The sequence below is a fragment of the Citricoccus sp. genome (assembly GCF_035445025.1).
Classification (GTDB): domain Bacteria; phylum Actinomycetota; class Actinomycetes; order Actinomycetales; family Micrococcaceae; genus Citricoccus.
This window is the reverse complement of record NZ_DAOMPX010000008.1, coordinates 43,611-61,077: the sequence shown is the minus strand read 5'-3', so window position 1 is coordinate 61,077 and position 17,467 is coordinate 43,611. Positions and strand designations below refer to the sequence as shown.

17 protein-coding genes are annotated in these 17,467 nt (G+C 71.9%); 7 read left to right on the top strand and 10 right to left on the bottom strand.

Going from position 1 to position 17,467, the window contains the following annotated elements:
- Positions 1-83: 83 nt before the first annotated feature.
- Positions 84-1,316 (top strand): glycosyltransferase family 2 protein, encoded by a 1,233-nt coding sequence (locus PLJ28_RS04730; RefSeq protein WP_255459488.1) that lies wholly within the window; start codon positions 84-86, stop codon positions 1,314-1,316.
- 21 nt (positions 1,317-1,337) lie between these two features.
- Here the strand turns inward: PLJ28_RS04730 and PLJ28_RS04725 are convergent, their stop codons facing one another.
- A complete protein-coding gene (locus PLJ28_RS04725; RefSeq protein ID WP_324589920.1) occupies positions 1,338-1,646 on the bottom strand; it encodes a hypothetical protein in 309 nt (102 codons plus the stop codon).
- 286 nt (positions 1,647-1,932) lie between these two features.
- Here PLJ28_RS04725 and PLJ28_RS04720 point away from each other — a divergent pair, with 286 nt between their 5' ends.
- Positions 1,933-2,673: a class E sortase gene (locus PLJ28_RS04720; protein WP_183528006.1), complete on the top strand. Its 741-nt coding sequence runs from the start codon at positions 1,933-1,935 to the stop codon at positions 2,671-2,673.
- A gap of 3 nt (positions 2,674-2,676) precedes the next feature.
- Positions 2,677-2,856, top strand: coding sequence for a hypothetical protein (locus tag PLJ28_RS04715; RefSeq protein ID WP_183528008.1), 180 nt, complete (start codon positions 2,677-2,679; stop codon positions 2,854-2,856).
- A gap of 355 nt (positions 2,857-3,211) precedes the next feature.
- Here the strand turns inward: PLJ28_RS04715 and PLJ28_RS04710 are convergent, their stop codons facing one another.
- The 8 genes from PLJ28_RS04710 to PLJ28_RS04675 form a co-directional block, all read right to left on the bottom strand.
- A complete protein-coding gene (locus PLJ28_RS04710; RefSeq protein ID WP_183528010.1) occupies positions 3,212-3,868 on the bottom strand; it encodes a GntR family transcriptional regulator in 657 nt (218 codons plus the stop codon).
- Positions 3,865-5,622, bottom strand: coding sequence for an acetyl/propionyl/methylcrotonyl-CoA carboxylase subunit alpha (locus tag PLJ28_RS04705; protein ID WP_324589919.1), 1,758 nt, complete (start codon positions 5,620-5,622; stop codon positions 3,865-3,867). Before PLJ28_RS04705 ends, PLJ28_RS04710 begins: the two co-directional genes overlap by 4 nt.
- Positions 5,619-7,460, bottom strand: a complete 1,842-nt coding sequence (locus tag PLJ28_RS04700) for a 5-oxoprolinase subunit B/C family protein (RefSeq protein WP_324589918.1) — start codon at positions 7,458-7,460, stop codon at positions 5,619-5,621. The genes PLJ28_RS04705 and PLJ28_RS04700 overlap by 4 nt, the downstream gene beginning before the upstream one ends.
- Positions 7,457-8,239, bottom strand: a complete 783-nt coding sequence (locus PLJ28_RS04695; protein ID WP_183528016.1) for a LamB/YcsF family protein — start codon at positions 8,237-8,239, stop codon at positions 7,457-7,459. The genes PLJ28_RS04700 and PLJ28_RS04695 overlap by 4 nt, the downstream gene beginning before the upstream one ends.
- Positions 8,240-8,339: 100 nt before the next feature.
- On the bottom strand, positions 8,340-9,383 hold the full coding sequence (locus PLJ28_RS04690) for an NAD(P)-dependent alcohol dehydrogenase (RefSeq protein WP_183528018.1): 1,044 nt from the start codon (positions 9,381-9,383) through the stop codon (positions 8,340-8,342).
- A 154-nt stretch (positions 9,384-9,537) separates the two neighbouring features.
- The gene (locus tag PLJ28_RS04685; protein WP_255459489.1) at positions 9,538-10,302 is read right to left on the bottom strand and encodes a VIT1/CCC1 transporter family protein; all 765 of its coding nucleotides are present in this window, start codon (positions 10,300-10,302) and stop codon (positions 9,538-9,540) included.
- Positions 10,303-10,360: 58 nt separating this feature from the next.
- Positions 10,361-11,578 (bottom strand): alpha-hydroxy acid oxidase, encoded by a 1,218-nt coding sequence (locus tag PLJ28_RS04680; protein WP_221243746.1) that lies wholly within the window; start codon positions 11,576-11,578, stop codon positions 10,361-10,363.
- A gap of 135 nt (positions 11,579-11,713) precedes the next feature.
- Positions 11,714-13,021 carry an MFS transporter gene (locus PLJ28_RS04675; protein WP_324589917.1) on the bottom strand — a complete coding sequence of 436 codons (1,308 nt, stop codon included), beginning with the start codon at positions 13,019-13,021 and terminating at the stop codon, positions 11,714-11,716.
- Between PLJ28_RS04675 and PLJ28_RS04670 the strand changes: the two genes are divergently transcribed.
- Positions 13,020-13,814 carry a GntR family transcriptional regulator gene (locus tag PLJ28_RS04670; RefSeq protein WP_324589916.1) on the top strand — a complete coding sequence of 265 codons (795 nt, stop codon included), beginning with the start codon at positions 13,020-13,022 and terminating at the stop codon, positions 13,812-13,814. The two genes, PLJ28_RS04675 and PLJ28_RS04670, sit on opposite strands and share 2 nt — an antisense overlap.
- Before the next feature lie 46 nt (positions 13,815-13,860).
- On the opposite strand, the gene PLJ28_RS04665 is transcribed toward PLJ28_RS04670, so the two are convergent.
- Entirely contained in the window at positions 13,861-15,000 is a 1,140-nt protein-coding gene (locus PLJ28_RS04665; RefSeq protein WP_183528024.1) for a glutathione S-transferase family protein, read from the bottom strand.
- Between the two features lie 11 nt (positions 15,001-15,011).
- On the opposite strand from PLJ28_RS04665, the gene PLJ28_RS04660 reads away from it, so the two are divergent.
- From PLJ28_RS04660 to PLJ28_RS04650, 3 genes are all read left to right on the top strand, one after another.
- On the top strand, positions 15,012-15,896 hold the full coding sequence (locus PLJ28_RS04660) for an MBL fold metallo-hydrolase (RefSeq protein WP_183528026.1): 885 nt from the start codon (positions 15,012-15,014) through the stop codon (positions 15,894-15,896).
- 151 nt (positions 15,897-16,047) lie between these two features.
- Positions 16,048-16,899, top strand: a complete 852-nt coding sequence (locus tag PLJ28_RS04655; protein ID WP_183528028.1) for an SDR family NAD(P)-dependent oxidoreductase — start codon at positions 16,048-16,050, stop codon at positions 16,897-16,899.
- A 35-nt stretch (positions 16,900-16,934) separates the two neighbouring features.
- Positions 16,935-17,453 (top strand): universal stress protein, encoded by a 519-nt coding sequence (locus PLJ28_RS04650; protein WP_183528030.1) that lies wholly within the window; start codon positions 16,935-16,937, stop codon positions 17,451-17,453.
- Positions 17,454-17,467 lie beyond the last annotated feature (14 nt).

Sequence of the window (17,467 nt, the reverse complement as noted above, 5' to 3'; positions counted from 1 at the left end):
GGTGGCGCGGCTCCTGGTTGTGCCACCCTTGATCCCCCTTCGGTGGCGCGGCTCCACGTTGTACCGTCTCCAAGGAGGGCCCTTTGGGCTTCGCCATCAATTCAATAGTCAACCGTTCTGCGGTGGCGTCAGGGTGCCCGAAAAGCGCACCTGATGTCTCCGTCCCAACCCGTACGCCCGTGACCTCGGCCTCGCAGGCCTCAGCGACGATCAATCAGGCTGCGTCGTCATGCCATGAGACCGAGGACTGGTCGTTATCGTCCGCGCGAGTGATCGCACTCGTCCCTGCCCACAACGAAGAACAGGGAATCGCCCAAACCATTGAGGGACTGCGGTCTCAGGCGCGGGTGCCCGATGAGATCGTCGTGGTCGCAGACAACTGCACCGATGACACCGTGAAGATTGCTCGCGCCTACGGCACGACGGTCTTTGAAACGGTGGGCAACACCGATAAGAAAGCCGGTGCGCTGAATCAAGCACTGCGCCAGTACCTGCCGGGCCTCGACGATGACGATCTGCTCCTGATTCAGGATGCGGACTCGATCCTGGACCCGTTATTCATCCGCAACGCCGAATGGCACCTTGACCGGGCCCCGAACCTGGGCGCAGTCGGCGGGGTGTTCTCCGGAGGCCCCGGGGGCGGTTTCGTCGGTCATCTGCAACGCAACGAGTACGCACGGTACGCCCGGGACGTCTACCGGCTCAACGGCAAGTGCCTGGTGGTGACCGGGACCGCGGCACTGTTCCGCGCCAAGACCTTGCGCCACGTCGTCCGAGCCCGCCTCGAAGGCGCCCTGCCTAGCGGGGACGGCAACGGTGGGGTTTACGACACCTCAGTGCTCACCGAGGACAACGAACTGTCCTTCGCCCTCATGACCCTGGACTATGACATCCTCTCGCCGGCCGAATGCCGATTGGTCACAGAGGTGATGCCGACCTGGCGCGAACTGTGGAACCAGCGCCTCCGATGGAAACGCGGAGCGATCGAGAACTGCTTCCAATACGGGTTCACTAACGTCACCGCCCCCTACTGGGGCAGACAACTGCTCACGCTGCTGGGCGTGCTGGTCACCTTCGCCTACCTCGGATCCATCATCTACGCCCTGGTCATCGACCATGGGCTCTTCATCCATCCGTTCTGGATGGGTGTCACTGCCGTGTTCATCCTCGAACGGATCGTGACCATCCGGTACCGAGGCTGGAGGTACATGGCCCTGGCCGCCACCATGTACGAACTCACCGTGGACCTCTTCCTCCAAGTGGTTCACGCCAAGGCCTATCTCGACGCCGCCCTCAACCGCAAGAAAGCCTGGTGACCACCCATGTATGACAACCCTTCAGTTCCCATGACCGCCGGATTCGCCGCCGGCACCGGTGGGCTTGTTGCCGGCGCCGGCGGAGTCGTTACTGGCACCGGCGGAGTTGCCGCTGGTAGCGGTGCAGTTGCTGCTGGCGGCGGCGGAGTTGCCGCTGGTAGCGGTGCAGTTGCTGCTGGCGGCGGCGGAGTTGCCGCTGGTAGCGGTGGACTTGCCACCGGTGCCGGAGAACTGGCGATGACCGGTGCGGACGTGTTCTGGTTCGTGCTCGCGGCGTTCGCCCTGCTCGCACTGGGCCTGGCTCTTCTGCGCATCGTCCCGAGGCGGCACACCGCTCCCAGTGCCGAAGACCACTGGGACGCAGAGACGACGCGGACAGAGCGACGCTGACGCGGTAGGACAGCTGGATCGTTGAGCTGTCCGGAATAACAGTCGCGGCCCCCCGCCATATCCCCCAGGACCCCGGACCGATACGGGCCCTCAGACCGCACCCCTCGCCAGGCACGGAAGGGGTGCGGTCTGCGAGGGGAAGGACAAGTCCCCTCGTGGGATCAGCGTACGTAGATCGATCTGTAGGCCGACGCCCACCGACACGGGGCGTGGCAGAGAGGGCGTCATGGTCGACCCCAGAAGTACCGGATCGCCGGGCCGTGAACGGCGTTTCATCGAGATGATCGTCAGGGGTGTGGCAGAGGTCCTGTTTACCGCCGGGGTCACGCTGTTGCTGTTCGTGGCCTGGCAACTGTGGTGGACCAATCTGGATAGTGACCGCGAACAGGCGTCCGTGGTGAGTGAAACCGCCCGTCAGTGGAGCCAGCAGAGGGCCACTGAGTCTTCTGCGGCCGGGTCCCCGGCCGAAGGGGAGGTATGGGGCATCCTCTATGTCCCTCGTTTTGGGCAGGATTACGCCAAACCCATCGCGGAGGGTATCGACCTGGAGGTTCTGAACTCTGCCGGGATCGGTCACTACCCCGGCACTCAACGGCCAGGCCACATCGGGAACGTCGGCCTGGCCGGCCATCGGCAGTCGCATGGCCAGGTGTTCTGGGCCATGGACACGCTCCAGGCGGGGGACAAGGCCTACATCCAAACCCAAGAAGGCATCTACACCTACACCTACCGCAACACCCACATCGTGTACCCGTCTGAGAGCCAGGTCCTGCTGCCCGTGCCGGGCGAGAGCAACGCGCACCCCACACGGAAGATCCTGACCCTCACGACGTGCCATCCTCCCTTCACCACAGACATGCGCATGGTCGTGCACCTGGAGCAAAGCTCCTTCTCAGCAGCACACACTGAGCCTCCGTCCCAGATCCGCGACGTCGTCAGCCAGATGATCACCCTCGAAGGAGCTTGAGAGATGTACGCCTGGATCTTCCGTCACCTGCCCGGCCCGCTGTGGCTACGTGTTCTACAAGCAGGCGTACTAGCGGGGTTGGCCATCGCCGTACTGATGATCTGGGTCTTCCCCTGGATCAGCGAGTTCTTGCCGTGGACCGCATCCACCCTCGGTTCATCAACCACCCACACCCCTGCCTGAGATGAGCAACCACGCGCCCTCACCGCTGGGGCCGGCCCTCAGCGTCCTTGTCATCACCCCTTTGGGCTGGTGGTATGACAGACCAGGTGGTCCCGTCGGCCGATTCCACGACTACTAGTCTGAGGTCTTCGGGACCACCTTGAGCGGCCTGACGATCACACACCATCCGCACCGCTCGATCGCGGAACTCAGGGGTGAACCTCTGGGGCATGTACCGATTCTCCTGCGTGAGACTCGGAATCAAGCCCAGGGCGCTTCAGCGTGCGCTGTATAGAGTCCGGGCCCGATCGGGAACCCAGTCGCTGGTCCCCCCAGGGGATCCCCTTGAGGCGCAGGCTCGACGCCACGCGGCCGCTCAGTGCCCGAGGTGGTCCAGGAGCTCCCGCTCGGCGGCGTCCAGGTACCCGCGCAGCGCCTGGGCCGCCTCCTCCCGGCGCCCGGCCAGCACGAGGTCCAGCAACCGGAGGTTGCGCTCCGCATAGGGAGCATGGAAGCCCGAGGGGTTCGCCATGCCGTGGAACACCAGTCGCATACGCGCCAGGGTCCGGTCCATCACCGTGCTCAGCGTCGGGGAACCGGACATCGCGACGATCGCGTCGTGCAAGCGCTGGTTCGCGCCCGCCATCGAGTCGGCGTCACCGGCCTCCAGGGCCCCCGCGATCGCCGCCCGGATCCCGCGCAGCTCCTCCTCGCGTTCCTCGGTGAGGTCGCCCCACAGCAGGGCGGCCGGCTCGAGCATGCGGCGCACCTGGTAGACGTCCCGGATGGCCTCGGCGTCCGGCGAGGCCACGAAGACGCCCCGGTTCGGCACCCGCTGCACGATCGACTCCGCGGCGAGCGCTGCGAAGGCCTCCCGCAGGGTGTTCCGTGAGACCTCCAACTCCTCGGACAGGGCCTGCTCGGCCAGCTTGGCACCGGGTCTCAGGTCACCGGCGGAGATGCGCCGGCGCAGCACCTGGGCCACCCAGGCCCCGGTGTGGGCGTGGACGGCGGTGTCCGTGACGGGGTTCACGCCAGCCGCCCCAGTTCCTGCCCCTTGCTGATCCGATCGGCCGGGTGCAGGTCCGCCCGGGAGAACGTGCCGGCGTGGTCTGCGGAGACGGTGGTCTCCATCTTCATGGCCTCCAGCACCGCCAGGCCCTGCCCTGCGGCCACGGACTCGCCGTCCCCGGCCAGCCACTTGACCAGCGAACCGTTCATCGGCGAGGCCACGGCGCCGTCGGTGGCCTCCCCGGCATCGGCGCCGTCCGCCGCACCGGATCCGACGCCGGCCCCGCCCCCGCCGCTGCGCAGCGCGCGCACCAGGTCGGCCGGCAGGCCCAGCCGCACCGCCTTGCCGTCGAGGGTCACGGTCAGTTCGGTGCGTTCGGCTCCCGGGGCCGCGGCCGCCAGGTAGGGCGAGGCCTCCAGGTCCGCGGTGAACTCGGTCTCGATCCAGGTCGTGTAGACCCCCAGCCGCTCCGGGTCGGTGAACGCGTCCTGGCGCAGGACCTCCTGGTGGAAGGGCACCACGGTCGGCAGGCCGCGGATGACGAGCTCGTCCAGGGCGGCTCGGGCGCGGCGGATGGCCTGCTGCCGGTCCTCGCCCCAGACGATGAGCTTGCCCAGCATGGAGTCGTACTCCCCCGGCACGACCGATCCCGAGCGCACGCCGGTGTCCACGCGGATGCCCGCCCCGGTGGGCGCCTCGAACACCTCGACCGGCCCGGGTGAGGGCAGGAAGCCCAGTGCCGGGTCCTCGGCATTGAGGCGGAACTCGATCGCGTGCCCGCGCGGGGCCGGATCCTCGGTGAGGTCCAGCGGTTCGCCGGCGGCGATCCGGAACTGCTCCCGGACCAGGTCCACGCCGGTGGTCTCCTCGGTGACGGGATGCTCCACCTGCAGGCGCGTGTTGACCTCCAGGAAGGAGATCAGCCCGTCCGGGGCCACAAGGTACTCCACCGTCCCGGCCCCGGTGTACCCGGCCCGGCGGCAGATCTCCTTGGCGGAGGAGTGGATGCGCTCGCGCTGGTCGTCCGTGAGGAACGGGGCGGGGGCCTCCTCCACGAGCTTCTGGTTGCGCCGCTGCAGGGAGCAGTCGCGCGTGCCGACCACCACGACGTTGCCGTGGGTGTCCGCCAGCACCTGCGCCTCGACGTGCCGCGGTCGGTCCAGGAAGCGCTCCACGAAGCACTCGCCCCGGCCGAAGGCGGTGACGGCCTCACGCACCGCCGAGTCGAACGCGTGCTCGATGTCCTCCATCCGCCGCACGATCTTCATCCCCCGGCCACCACCGCCGAACGCCGCCTTGATGGCCACGGGCAGGCCGTGCTCCTCCGCGAAGGCGCGCACCTCGGCCGCGTCGGCGGCGGGCCCGTCGGTGCCGGGCACGAGCGGGGCGCCGGCGGCCACGGCGATCTGCCGGGCCGAGACCTTGTTGCCCAGCTCGTGGATCGCCTGCGGCGGGGGGCCGATCCAGGTCAGTCCGGCGTCGATCACGGCCTGGGCGAAGTCCGCGTTCTCGGACAGGAAGCCGTACCCGGGGTGGACGGCGTCCGCCCCGGAGCGCCGGGCCACGTCCAGCAGCTTGTCCATGTCCAGGTAGGTCTCGGCGGCGCTGGCTCCGTGCAGGGCGTAGGCCTCATCGGCGGCGCGCACGTGCATCGCGTCCGCGTCCGGGTCCGAGTAGACGGCCACGGAGGCCAGTTGCGCGTCGCGGCAGGCGCGGGCCACGCGCACGGCGATCTCGCCGCGGTTGGCGATCAGGACCTTCGTCAGCGTGTTCATGGATCAGTCCTCTCGAGGGGGGTCGCTGGGTGCTCGGCGGAATCCGCGCCGGGATCCGCGGTGCCGCGTTCCGGGGCCGTGGCGGCGTCCAGGTGCACGGCCGGGACGAGGGTCAGCGGGGTGACCGGCTCGAAGCGGACGCCCGCCCCGGGCGGCAGTTGCGCGGCCAGGGGCAGGTCCTCCGGCACGACGACGCCGATCACCGGGTACCCGCCCGTCACCGGGTGGTCGGCCAGGAACAGCACGGGCAGCCCGGACGGCGGGACCTGCAGGGCCCCGGCCACGGCGCCCTCGCTGGACAGCTCGCCCTCGCGGACCCGTTCCAGGGGGGTCCCGCCCGCGGGCGCCTCCAGGCGCACCCCGATCCGGTTGGACTGACTGCTCACGGCCCAGTCCTGGCCGCCCAGCACCTCCAGCCCGGCGGCGCCGAACCAGTCCTGCCGGGGTCCGGGCACCACGCGCAGGGTGGTCACCTCACCGGCCCGCGGCAGCCGGCGCAGCGCGGGCTCGGCCGTCCCGACGGCGGCGAATCCGCGATCGCCGCGCACCGGCAGTTCGGTGCCGGAGGCCAGCGGTTCGGGACCGATCCCGGACATGGTGTCCGTGGAGCGGCTGTCCAGCACGGCCGGCACGTCCAGTCCGCCGCGCACCGCCAGGTAGGTGCGCAGCCCCGCGGTGGGTTCGTCCAGGATGAGGGTCTCGCCGTCGTGCAGGGCGAACGGGGTGCGCGGCGGGGCGGGCCGGTCGTCGGCACCGCTGCCCGGGACCGACGTGATCCGGGCCGGGGTGTCGGCCCCGGCCAGCGCGAGCACCACGGACCCGCGGGCCCGCACGCTCAGCCCGCCGAGCAGGGCCTCGATCACGGCCTCGCCCGGGGGATTGCCGACCAGCCGGTTGGCCTGCCGGGCGGAGGCGGTGTCCGCGGCGCCGGAGGCGGACACGCCCAGGTCGCCCAGTCCGGGACGTCCCAGGTCCTGGACCAGGGACTGCAGCCCGGGTGCCTCGACGACCAGGGCGGCGGCTGCGGACTGCACCGGTGGGCCCGACGGTGACGTGGCCGTGCCACCGGCGGCCACCGCTCCCGCGGTGCCGGCCTCCGGGGCCGTCGTCGGCTCGGGCATCGACTCGGGTGCCGGCTCGGGATCACGGGTGACGCGGAGGAGTTCGCGCACCGCCCGGTAGCGCACCCGGTCCCCCGGGCGCACGAGTGCCGGGGAGGACCGTTCCAGGTCCCACATCCTCGCGTCGGTGTGGCCGAGCAGTTGCCAGCCTCCCGGGGAGCTGCGCGGGTAGACGGCGGAGAAGTGCCCGGCGATGGCCACCGAGCCCGCGGGGACGCTCGTGCGCGGGGTGGAGCGGCGGGGCACCTGGAGGGGGTCGTCCTCGGCCACGAGGTAGGTGAAACCGGGCGCGAAGCCCCCGAACGCCCCGGTCCACAGGGTCTGGGTGTGCACCCGCACGACGCCGTCCGCTCCGAGGCCGGTCAGCCGACCGACCTCGGCGAGGTCCTCTCCGTCGTAGACCACGTCGATGTCCACGGTGCGGCCGGACTGCCCGGCGCGGTCGGTGACCGTCAGCGACTGGACGGCGCGCGCGCCGGCCACGGCCGCCGCCCGGTGGGTGAAGGACAGTGTCACGGTCTCGGCGGCCGCCACGGCCTCCACCTGGCCCGGCAGGGGCGCGGCCGTCAGGTGCGCGTGCAGGGCCACGACGTCCGCCAGCGAGGCGCACTCGAGGAGGAACGCCCGGGTGCCGGCCCAGCGCAGGGCGCGCGGCGCCGTCGTCGGCGTCCCGGACGCGGTCGCGGGACCGGTCGTCGAGGTGTCCGGGTCGATCATGCGAACGGTCCCACCTGCACGCCGGCCTCTTCCAGCGCGGAGCGCACCGCCGCGGCCATGGACACGGCCCCGGCGGTGTCCGAGTGCACGCAGATGCTCGAGGCCTCCATGCGCAGGTCGCTGCCGTCGATGGCCGTGAGCCGGTGCTCGGTGGCGAGCCGGACCATGCGGCGGGCCACCTCGGCCTCGTCGTGCAGGACGGCGCCGGGCTCCCGGCGGGAGACGAGCGTGCCCTCGGGGGTGTAGGCGCGGTCGGCGAAGGCCTCGGTCACCACGCGCAGGCCCGAGGCCTCGGCGATCTCGATAGCCGCGGAACCGGGCAGCAGGAGCAGGGGCAGGTCCTGGCCGAAACCCTTGACCGCGTCCACCACGGCGCGGGCGTGCTCGCGGTGGTGGACGATCGCGTTGTACAGCGCGCCGTGGGGCTTGACGTAGCGCACCACGGTGCCGGCCGAGCGGGCCATCGCCTCGAGCGCACCGATCTGGTAGAGGATGTCGTCGGCGAGCTCGGTGGGCGAGCAGTCCAGGAAACGCCGGCCGAAGCCGGCGAGGTCGCGGTAGGACACGTGGGCGCCGACCGTGGCCCCGGCCTCGGCCGCGTACCGGCAGGTCTGGGCGATGATCGACGGGTCCCCGCCGTGGAAGCCGCAGGCGACGTTGGCCGAGGACACGGACCGCAGGATCGCGGCGTCATCGCCCATCGTGTAGGAGCCGAAGGCCTCGCCGACGTCGCTGTTCAGGTCCATGCGCAGCGCGCCGTGCTGGTCCAGGGTGCCCATGTGGTGACCTCCGTCTCATCGGGTGGTCACTCCAGAATGCACCACAGACCCGGATTGTTCAACAATCCGGGTCTGTGGTGCCGGCGCTTCCGGGCGCGTCTCAGGCGTGCGGCACCACGACGGCGCGGCCGGAGACCCGGCCGTCCACCAGCGCCCGGTAGGCCTCGAGGGCCTGGTCCATCGGGTAGGTGGTGTACATCGGCGTCAACTGGCCGGCCCGGAACATGTCCACGACCTCGTGCAGTTCCTCGATGGTGCCCCAGTAGGTGCTGGTCAGCTCCACCTCGTAGGGCGCGGTGAAGAAGGACCACTCGTAGGGGTGCCCGGCGATCCCGACGATGGTGCAGCGGCCCTGGCGGGCCATCGAGGACATGGCGGCCTGGATGGTCGGCTTCACGCCGACGAAGTCGAACGCGGCGTCCACGCCCCGGCCACCGGTGATCTCCCGGATCCGCTCGACCTGCCCCGCTCCCCCGGGCACGGTGACGGCGCCCAGCCGCTCGGCCTCGGCCATCGCCTCCTCCTTCATGTCGGTGGCGATGATCGTGGCCCCGGTGAGGGCCTTGAGGATCTGCACGCCGAGCAGTCCCAGGCCGCCCAGCCCGATGACGAGGGCGTACCTGCCGCCGCCGTTGAGCTTCGGCAAGGCCAGCTTGATGGCGTGGTAGGGGGTCAGGCCGGCATCGGCCAGCGATGCCGCGGCGACGGGGTCGGCGTCGCCCAGCGGGACCAGGTTGCGGGCCGGCACGCGCACGTACTCGGCCATGCCGCCGTCGCGCCCCAGGCCGACGCCGAGGTACGGCATCGTGGCGGCGTTCTCGCAGTACGTGTCCTGGCCGCGGGAGCACGCCCGGCAGCGCTGGCAGCCGACGGGGCCGTAGACGAGGAAGGCGTCCCCGACGGTCAGTCCCTCCACGCCCGGGCCGAGCTCCTCGATCCAGCCGGAGTTCTCGTGGCCGAGGATGAAGGACGGCTTCTGCGCACCGGGCGCGCCCTCGGCGAAGTCCTGGAAGATCGCCACGTCGGAGTGGCAGGCACCCGCGCCGGCCACCTTGAGCAGGACCTCACCGGGGCCGGGGACCGGCCGCTCGACGTCCGTGAGGGTGGGGAAGGTCTGGTAGTTCTCGAACACGACTGCGCGCATGGAGTCCGCTCCTGTTCCTGGTCGGGGATGGGGTCGGGGCCGGATGGCCGGTGGATGGCTGGATGGGTGGACGGGGACGGCGGGGTGGATGGACGGTAATGACGGGTGCCCGGTCCGGGCGGGCGCAGCGGCCGGCACCGGTCCGGCACAGGTCTCAGATGGCGCCGGAGCTGCCCAGCAGCGCGCCGATCGCGAAGGTCACCGCCAGGGCGAGCACGCCCCCGACGACGACCCGCACCGTCGGTCTCAGGACGGGCGCCCCGCCGAGCCAGGCGCCGGCGGCGCCGGTCAGGGCGAGCGCGACCAGGGTCACGGCGAAGGTCAGCGGGATCCGGAGGTCCGTGGGAGCGAGCACGATCGTGAGGAAGGGCAGTAGCGCGCCGATGAGGAAGGCCAGGAACGAGGCACCGGCCGCCCGCCAGGGGCTGAGCACCTCGTCCTCGGAGAGGTTGAGTTCGGCCCGCAGGTGCGCGCGGATCGGATCCTGCGCGGTGAACTCCTCGGCCACACGCCGGGCGGTCGGGGCGGACAGGCCCTGGCCCCGGTAGATCTCCACCAGTTCCTCGAGTTCCCCCTCCGGGTCCTCGGCGAGTTCGCGGCGCTCTTTCTGGATGAGCGCCGTCTGGCTGTCCGAGGAGGAGGAGACGGAGACGTACTCGCCCAGCGCCATGGAGATCGCACCACCGGCCACGGCCGCCACCCCGGCGATCAGCACCGGGGCATCGGCGGTGGTGGCGGCCGCCACGCCCACCACCGTGGCGGCCACGGACACGATGCCGTCATTGGCACCGAGCACGCCGGCCCGCAGCCAGTTCAGGCGCTGCGCCAGGGACTCACCGTCACCGTGGGGTTCATGGCGCCCCGGATGCCCGGGTGCTCCCGTCCCGGTGCCGGCCCGGGTCTCTCGCGATTCGCTCATGGCCCCAGTCTGGCCAGTGACGCGGACCGTCTCCAGAGCCCGGGCCCTGACGACTACGTCACAGCCAGGGGGCGCGGACCTGGCCGGAGGCCTTGACGTCGGCGATGGTGGCGCAGCCCATGAGCTGCATGGCCGTGCGCACCTCGGCGGCGAGCAGCTCGATCGCGCGGGTCACGCCCTCCCGTCCCCCGGCCATCAGGCCGTACAGGTAGGCGCGCCCGATCAGGGTGAAATCGGCTCCGAGGGCCAGGGCGGAGATGATGTCCGCACCGGAGAGGATGCCGGAGTCGAGGATGATCTCGACGTCGGCACCGGCCTCGGCGCGCACCTCCCCCAGGGCCTTCAGTGACACCGGTGCGCGGTCGAGCTGGCGTCCGCCGTGGTTGGACACGACCAGACCGTCCGCCCCGGCGTCCAGGGCGAGCCGGGTGTCCTGTGCGGTCAGCACGCCCTTCACCACGAGCCGGCCGGGCCAGTTCTCGCGGACCCACTCCAGGTCGGCCGCGGAGAGCGTGGGGTCGAACATGGAGTTGATCAGGGTCGGCAGGTCGTGCGTGGTGCCGCTGAGGGAGGCGAACGTCAGGGGGTCGGTGCTCAGGAAGTTGAACCACCACTCCGGACGGTAGGACGCGTCGAGCACGGTGCGTGCGGACAGCCGCGGCGGGATCGTCATGCCGTTGCGCACGTCCCGGAGCCGCTGGCCGGCCACCGGGGTGTCCACCGTGACCAGCAGCGTGTCGTAACCGTGGGCCCACGCCCGCTCCAGCAGCCCCCGGGACTTCTCACGGTCCCGCCACAGGTAGAGCTGGAACCACCGCCGCCCGCCCGGTGCGGCCTGGGCCACCTGTTCGACGGAACGGGTGCCCATGGTGGACAGGGTGAAGGGGATCCCCGCCCGGGCCGCGGCGACGGCCCCGGCGTCCTCCCCCTCGGCGTGCATGAACCGGGTGAACCCGGTCGGTGCGATCCCGAACGGGAGGGCGGAGGGCCCACCCGCGATGGTCGTGGACAGGTCCGCCTCCGCCGTCCCGTGGAGGATCCGGGGCAGCAGTTCCGTCGACTCGAAGGCCTCGCGGGTGCGGCGGGCCGTGAGCTCGTTCCCGGCCGCCCCGTCCACGTAGTCGAAGGCCGGACGGGGGGTGCGCCGCCGCGCGATGGTCCGCAGGTCGGCGACGTCGGCGGCCCCGCGCAGCCGGTGGGCCCGACGGCCCAGGCCCGGCGCGCTGAACCTCATCAGCGGCAGCAGCTCGGAGGGTTGGGGCAGTCGGCGTTTCAGTCCGGACACGGGAGGTCCTTTCGGGATCAGGGAGCGGGAGGGATCGCGGGCGGGGGGCTCGGGACAAGGTCGCGGGATCGGGTCGCGGGACGGGTCAGGCGACGGAAGGAGCGGGCCAGGGCCGGCCGACGGTGATCAGTGCCTCTCGACGTTCGGGGCCAGGAAGACGGCGACGGCCGAGAGCAGGCAGCACAGCGCCACGTACGCCCCGCCCGCCCACAGTCCTCCGAGGGAGGCCACGAGACCGGTGACCACGAGCGGGGTGGTGCCGGCCACGAGCGCACCGTTGGCCTCCCGCGCCACCGCGATCCCGCTGAAGCGCTCGCGCGGCGGGAACAGGCTGGCCAGGTAGGCGCCCTGCGCCCCCGAGGTCAACGCGATGACCAGGACGTAGCCGAGCGCGATCGCCACGGCGGCGAGCACCGCGTTCCCGCTCGACAGCGCCCCCAGCAGGGGGAAGACGTAGAGCGCGCCGGCCGCCGATCCCGCGGCCAGCACGACGCGCGGTCCGTAGCGGTCGGCGGCCAGGCCGCCGAACGGCGTGGCCACCACGCCGGCGAGGGAACCGAGGGTGACGGCGGTCAGGGCCGCGGCCCGGTCGAGGCCGACCTCCGGGGAGGTCATCAGGGACAGGGCGTACACGGCCATCGTGTAGTTCAGGGCGTTGTGCCCGGTCACGCCGAGGAAACCCAGTAGGACGGCCCGGCGGTGCCGGCGGAACAGCTCCAGCAGGGGCACCCGGTCCCGTTCCCCGTGGTCGGCGGCCCGCTCCTGTGCCTGGACGTACTCGGGGGTCTCCTCCAGCCGGCGCCGGATGAAGACCGCCAGGGCGAACAGCACGGCCGAGGCCAGGAACGGCAACCGCCAGGCCCACTCCAGCAGGGCCTCGTCACCGGCCGTCGAGGCCCAGAGGAACGCGCCCGTGGCCAGGGCGATCCCCGCGGGCGGCATCGAGAGCACGAGGGAGGTCAGCAGCCCCCGCCGGTGCGACGGGGCGAACTCCGCCACCAGGGTGGTCGCACCGGCCAGTTCGGCACCGGCGCCCATGCCCTGGAGCAGGCGCAGCACCACCAGCAGGACCGGGGCCAGGACGCCGATGGCCGCGGCCGTGGGCAGCAGGCCGATCCCCACGGTGGCCGCACCCATCACCACGATGGTCAGCAGCAGGGCCGGGCGGCGCCCGTAGCGGTCCCCCAGGTGCCCCACCATCACGCCCCCCAGCGGGCGCGCGAGGAAGCCGACGGCGAAGGTGGCGAACGCCGCGAGGGTCGCCCCGGACGTCGCGCCCTCGAAGAACAGGGGGGCGATGACCAGTCCGGCGGCCGCCCCGTAGAGGGCGTAGTCGTACCACTCGATCAGCGTGCCGGTGACGGCGGCGAACAGGGCACGGCGGGCGCCCGGGGCCATCCGCTCGGAGGCAACCGGGAGGGTGGTGGAATCCATGAAGTATATTTCTAGCACGCTTGATAGGGTCACCCTCGTGACCGAGGATCCCCGCACGCCGCCGTCAGGACCGCCGACCCCGCGTCCGGCCCCTCCCGGCCCCGCCCCCGCCTCCGGGCCGCGCGCGGCGTCCTCTCCCAAGGGCCCCCGCCTGCTGGCCGACCTGCGGCGGATGATCCTGACCGGGGAACTCGCCCCCGGCGAGGTGCTGGTGGAACCCCGGCTGGCCGAGCGGTTCGGCCTGTCCAAGACCCCCGTCCGGGAGGCCCTGCACATCCTCGCCGCCGAGGGACTGGTGACCGTGCTGCCCAAGAAGGGGTACCTGGTCCAGACCATGTCCCCCCAGGACCTCGGCGAGGTCCTGGACCTGCGGATGCTGCTGGAACCGCACGCCGCGGCGGAGGCGGCCCGGCAGGCCACCGCACACACCGTCCCCACGCTCCGGTCGGCCCTGGACCGCCAGCGCGGGCTCTCCGGGGGAGACCCCCTGGAGGCCATGGGCGCGGCCCGGGACTTCCACCTGGCCGTGGCCGGGGAGGCGCGCAACACCCGGCTCGCCGCCGCCCTCGAGAGGGTGCTGGACGACATGGCGCGCGCCCATCACGTCCTGCCGGGACTGCAGGCCCAGATGGCACACCCCCACGAGCTCACCGAGCACGAGGCGATCATCGAGGCCATCGCCGCGGGCGACGGCCCCGCGGCCGACCGGGCCATGCGGAGGCACCTGCACTCCGTGCGCGAGGCGGTGCTGGAGAACCTCCGGCGCACCTCCCCCCTGTGGTCCGGCGCCTGAACGGCCGGACCGTCGGCCTGAGACCGAACCCCCGCGGGCCGGGACCTCAGGCCGGGTACAACGGGTTGTGACCGGGCGTGACCCGCTCGTCCTCGCGGACCGGCCCCGGGGCGGTGCCGTCGCCGAACGGGGAACCACCGAGCTCCTCGCGCCGGTGCTCGCCCAGCCAGCCGGACAGTTCCGGCCCCTTCGGCACGATCCCGGTGGGGTTGATGTCCCGGTGCACCTCGTAGTAGTGGCTCTTGATCTGGTCGAAGTCGACCGTGTCCCCGAACCCGGGGGTCTGGAACAGGTCCCGGGCGTAGCCCCACAGAGCCGGCATCCGGTCCAGCGTGTTGCGGTTGCACTTGAAGTGGCCGTGGTAGACCGGGTCGAACCGCACCAGGGTGGTGAACAGCCGGACGTCGGCCTCCGTGATGGTGTCCCCCATCAGGTACCGCCGGGACGTCAGCCGTTCCTCCAGCCAGTCCAGGGCGGTCCACAACCGGTCGTAGGCGGAGTCGTAGGCCTCCTGCGAGCCGGCGAACCCGCACCGGTACACCCCGTTGTTGACCTCGGTGAAGATGCGGGTCATGACCTCGTGCATCTCGTCCAGGGACCCCTCGGGCAACAGGTCCGGCGCCCCGTCCCGGTGGTACGCGGTCCACTGCGTGGAGAAGTCGAGGGTGATCTGCGGGTAGTCGTTGGTCACCACCGCACCGGTGGGGATGTCCACGATGGCCGGCACCGTGATCCCGCGGGGGTAGTCCGGGAAGCGCGTGAAGTAGTTCTCCTGCAGCCGTTCGGTGCCCAGCACCGGGTCCCTCCCGTCCGGGTCCAGGTCGAAGGTCCAGGACCGCTCGTCATGGGTGGGGCCGGGGGTGCCGAGGGAGATGGCGTCCTCCAGGCCCAGCAACCGCCGCACGATGATCGTCCGGTTGGCCCACGGGCAGGCCCGCGCCGCGACGAGCCGGTAGCGCCCGGCCTCCACGGGCCAGGCCTGGGCGTCGGCGGTCAGCCCGCCGGCCACGTGCCCGACCTTGTCCGTCTCCACCCGGGGGGCGGCCGTGATCGCGGTCGGGTCCGCGACGATCCGGTCCTGGATGTAGTGCGTGTCCCGGGTGAACTCCTGCCCGGACAGCACGTAACTGCCCTGACGGCCTCCCTGGTCCCGGGGCTGGCTCTGGCGGTCCTGTGACTGGTCCATACACTGAGCCTATGGCCTCTCCCGTCCCGGACTCCCACCTGACCTCCGCGGTCCTCGCCGACAATCCCTCGGGCATGACCCTGGAGGGGACCAACACCTACCTCATCGGCGCCCCGGACGCGGATTCCGTGGTGGTGGTGGACCCCGGTCCCGGCGCGGGGTCCGCGGACCACCTCGAGGCGGTGCTGGCCGCCGCCGGCGACCGCCGCGTGGAACTGATCCTGGTGACCCACCACCACGAGGACCACACGGGGGCGGTCGGACTGTTCGCCGAGCGCACCGGCGCACCGGTGCGGGGCGGGTCCCCCGCGTGGTCGCGGGGGGCGGCACCCCTGGCGCACGGCGAGCGCATCCCGGCCGCCGGCGTCGTGATCACCGCCTGGCACACCCCCGGGCACACCTCGGACTCCTATTCCTTCGCCCTGCCCGACGACGGTGCGGCCGGTTCCGTGCTGACGGGAGACACGGTGCTGGGCCGGGGCACGACCATGATCGACCACCCGGACGGGACGCTGGCCGACTACCTGCGCAGCCTGGAGCTGCTCATCGCGCTGGGCGACGCCACGGTGCTGCCCGCCCACGGTCCGGCGCTGGCCTCGATCGCCCAGGTGGGTGTCCAGTACCGGGATCACCGGCACGCCCGTCTGGACCAGGTCCGCGAGCTGCTCGGCCAGCTGGACGCCGCCGACCGGGACACCGTGCGCCGGGGCCCGGGGGCGGGACTGGTCCCGGGGTCCTCGGGCCGGGGCGTCGGGGACGATCCGCAGCGCACCGCGTTCGACGCGCTCGCCGAGCGCCTGGCCGCCACCGTGTACCCCGAGGTGACCGGCACGGTGCGCTCGGTCGCCGCGATGACCATGGCCGCCCACCTGACGTACCTGGGGCGGGAGGCCTGAGCCCGTCAGTGTCCATACCGTGACCTGCCACGCCGCGATGTCGCGGCGGTGCGGGCGAACGTGACCCATACCATGGATGACGGAGGGTGCGGTGCCTCCGGCGCCCGCAGGAATGCGGGTGCTGACGACGAGTCATCACAAGGCGGTAAACGTGGCAGAGCAGCTAGACGAACTCGAGACCCGGCAGGACTGGGAGGTCCCGCTCATGAACACCGACCGGAAGAACGCCCCGACGGCCCTCGTGACCGGGGCCACCGCGGGACTGGGCGCCGAGTTCGCCCGTCAGCTGGCGGGCCAGGGCCAGGACCTCGTGATCACGGGCCGGGACCCGATCGCGCTGGTCGGCAAGGCCCGGGGGCTGGAGGCACAGTACGGCGTCTCCGTGGAGACGCTGACCGTGGACCTGGCCACCCGGGAGGGCGTGGACGTGGTCGCCGCCCGGATCCGGTCCCGCGAACAGCCGATCACGATGCTGGTGAACAACGCCGGCGCCGGGCTCTCCACCGAGTTCCACGAGAGCGAGGCCGAGGACGAGGTGGCCATGCTGCGGCTGCTGGTGGAGGCGCCCATGCTGCTCTCCCACGCGGCCATCCAGTCCTTCCTCGCCCGGGGCGGCGGCCGGATCATCAACGTCTCCTCCGTGGCCGGGCTGATCCCGGACGGCAGTTACGGGGCCGCGAAGTCCTGGGCCGTGGCCTTCAGCCGGTGGGCCAACACCCGCTACAAGTCCTCGGGCGTCACCGTCACGGCGCTCTGCCCGGGGCTGGTGCGGACCGAGTTCCACCAGCGGGCCGGGATCGACACCTCCAAGCGGCCCCGGTGGGCCTGGATGGATGCGGACGACGTGGTCCGCGAGGGGCTCACCGCCGCCGCGGACGGCCGCAGCGTCTGCGTGCCCTCGCGGCGGTATCGTTCCCTCATGACGGCGGCCCGGTTCAGCCCGGACGCCGTCCTGGAGCGGCTCAGCCGTTCCGAGGCCAAGTCACGCAGGACCGGCGCATAGCGCGCGGTCGACCGCCGCAGGGGAACGGGGAGCGCATGACCATCCTGGTGGGCTACACCGGCAGTCACGAGTCGAAGGCCGCCCTGACCGAGGCGATCCGGCTCGCCCGGATCGCCCACGAGGACCTGCTCGTGGTCAACGCCGTCCCCGAGCACAGGCACGAGGCCGCGGTGACGGAGATCGAGCAGGTGGAGCTGCAGCGGATCCTCGACGCCTCCGGGCTGCGCGCCGAGTTCCGCCAGTACGCGCGGGGCCGGTCCACGGTGGACGAGATCAAGGACCTGGCCACCGAGGTCCAGCCCTCGCTCGTGGTGATCGGCATGCGCCGCCGCGGCACGTTCGGGCGGGTCCTGATGGGATCCGTGGCCGACGCGCTGCTGCAGGAACTCGACCAGCCCGTGCTGTGCGTCAAGGAGTCCCCGGACAAGCCCTCCGGCGTCCACCGGGACGAGCCCCCGCGGGACGTCACCGCGGCCGAGGAACCGAAGGACCTCCCCGGTCCCCCGCCGGTCCCGGAGGAGGGCGCCGGCGCCGGCCGGGCCCGCCGCCGCTGAGGCCCGCACGGGGC